This is a genomic window from Sporosarcina sp. YIM B06819, assembly GCF_033485175.1.
Taxonomy (GTDB): Bacteria; Bacillota; Bacilli; order Bacillales_A; family Planococcaceae; genus Sporosarcina.
In genome coordinates this window covers 1-2,456 of sequence record NZ_JAWLIQ010000053.1, presented here as the reverse complement: position 1 = coordinate 2,456, position 2,456 = coordinate 1, and the positions used below count along the sequence as shown (strand labels likewise).

The following is a 2,456-nucleotide window of genomic DNA, read 5'->3' as shown; positions in this document are numbered from 1 at the left end:
ACCTGAAGGAATCACGCCTTCACATCAAAGGGGTCAACCATCACACAATTTGTTTAGACAAATTTGAGGATCAATAAAATTGCTCTGAAGGGCGATTTAACGCCAGTTGGTATAGCTTTTTACTGTTTCGAAACACGATTTCACGGGCACACATTCTTCCTTACAGGTTCAGTGTGGCGTTGCCACCGTAAAACAATAAAAAGTGAATCTTGTAAGTTGCTTAATTCATTGTGTTGCAGAGGAGATAATTCTTTTGTTTGAACGAATAGGTTTTCCATTGTTTCGTCAACTCTGCCCACTGATTAGTACGTTTTTTAGTAGACACTTTTATTTGGTTCTTCAAAATATGACTAGCTGGCACTTTTTCAGTACGCTTAAATTGCAATCCTTTTCTAGCTATAGCCATCGCTGCACTTTCGTGCGAACTAAGACCGTATCTTCTCATGAACTTATGATGACCAATTTGGCTCGTAAATGCAGGATTAACCGAACTAATAGCGACACCAATCTTTTTACACTTTGTATCCAACATATTTTTGTACATTGAATAGCTAAGACCACTTAACATTCTAGCTTGTTTAGTGGAGAATTCTTTTAATTGGAGTTTCTTTTTCTTAAACTCCAACTCTTCTCTAATAATAGGTTTTTGTTTTTCTAATGCGTATTCAGTGACCACCTTTAGAGCCTCACTTAAACTTTGCTTTGCCTGTTCACTAGACACTTGATATCCTTTGAATGGGATATTGAATGAAGTTAGATAGTTCCCGTAACGGTCTACTTCGGAAACAGCTAAAAAGTTCACGTTAAAGTCTACTCCTATGGCTCCATTATCTTCGATAGTTTGAACCTCTGGTTCTTGTACGTCCACAGACATATTAAGATACCACTGGTTATTCTTTTGAATGAATTTACATGTCAGTGCCTTGTAGTAATTCTTTTTTTCACCTTTTCCCTTCGTGTAGCTGACATACGGTATTTTTGCTTTGTCCAATTCTACTTGCCCGTAAGGGAATAGTACGTTTGGTACTATAATGTACTTACCGTACTTGCTTTCATCTTTCGAAGTGACACGAATACGCAAATTGTTCTCCGAATCATATGTACAAGACTGATTCCCATAAGTTTCATCTTTCGAACCCACAAAAGTGAATTGTTCAGCACGCTTTTCTTGCCATTGTTTTTTCCATCCGGCAAACGTTAAGTTGTTTGCCTCTAAATGAAATTGCTTTTTAAACAACAACTTAGAGCCGAAGCACAATCGAATAACTCCAGTCTCTACATCTTTTTTTAGGACTGCTAATTTCAATTGTAGTTGGTGTATTTTTCGTTTTTTCTGATGGATGTACATCCGAAGACGACGATAATTTTTCACCTTTTTAGGAAATGACTTTTCGTTCCCTTTCATTTTAAGCAGCTGTTCGTGGCTACTTTGCTTTAGAAGTGCTTTTCTTTCAAGAATACCTTGTAAATGTTTGATTTTTTGTTTCCGTTCCTCAATGTATAATTTTTGCAACTCTTTTTTTGATTGCACACGACCGTCTAGTTGGCTTTTAATGCTGTTATATTGACGAGAGGTGATTTGATACTGAGCACAATAGAGTTTTTTCATCGCATTAGCTTGGTTTCTACGAACATATAAATCTACAAATAGTTTTCTCTCTAGTTTGCCAAAATAATGCGCATAACTCACGAAGTAGTTATACGCATTTTCAGTTTCACCGTTCTGTAGGACGATTATTTCGTTCTTGAGCTTGGTTTGATAGGTAAGGAACATCAATAATCGCCTCCTCTACAGTTTCTTTTAGCTCTTTATGTTTCTCGCTTCTTAAACCATACAATTTGCCCGAAAAACTAGTAATAATGCTAATTAAATCATCAGCTAGTTCTTCTTGAACTGATTTGTTAGTGGCTTGAGCATCTAATACATGAATAGTCACATCGTAACTCTTAAAGTATTCCTCTAAATAGCCATATCCAAAGCGTGTAAGACGGTCTTTGTAGCGAACAGCAATATCGGTTACCTCACCGTTTTTAGCCATTCTCATGAGCTTTAGTAATCCTTTTCGCTTGTCATTTAAACCGGAACCTACTTCGGAAATAACCTCAACAATCGTATAGGAAGACTCCATTTTCTCTCGGACGAAGTCCGCTTGACGCTGCAAATCTCCTTTTTGTTTTTGTTCATTTGACGACACTCTTGTGTAAATCGCCATTTTTTTTTCGGTTAGCACTTTCGTTCCTGTGAGTCTTTCAACTTCACTTAATGGTATTCTTCTCCGTCCTCCTGGTGTGCGTACGATTCGAATTTTTCCTTCTTTATCCCAGCGTTGAATTGTTTTTGTAGTTACACCTAATCGCTGGACCGCTTCTTTCATTAACAGTAATTTTTCCATACATCTACTGTACTACAAGTTGAAAATTTTTGTCCACTTGAGGACACTTAAATGCACGTATTT

General features: G+C 37.0%; 2 protein-coding genes. Both read right to left on the bottom strand.

Annotation, left to right across the window (positions count from 1 at the left end; genetic code table 11):
* Positions 1 to 220: 220 nt before the first annotated feature.
* A complete protein-coding gene (locus R2B72_RS18420; RefSeq protein WP_318618357.1) occupies positions 221 to 1,774 on the bottom strand; it encodes an IS200/IS605 family accessory protein TnpB-related protein in 1,554 nt (517 codons plus the stop codon).
* Positions 1,716 to 2,393, bottom strand: coding sequence for an IS607 family transposase (locus R2B72_RS18415; RefSeq protein WP_318618356.1), 678 nt, complete (start codon positions 2,391 to 2,393; stop codon positions 1,716 to 1,718). Before R2B72_RS18415 ends, R2B72_RS18420 begins: the two co-directional genes overlap by 59 nt.
* Positions 2,394 to 2,456: the final 63 nt, after the last annotated feature.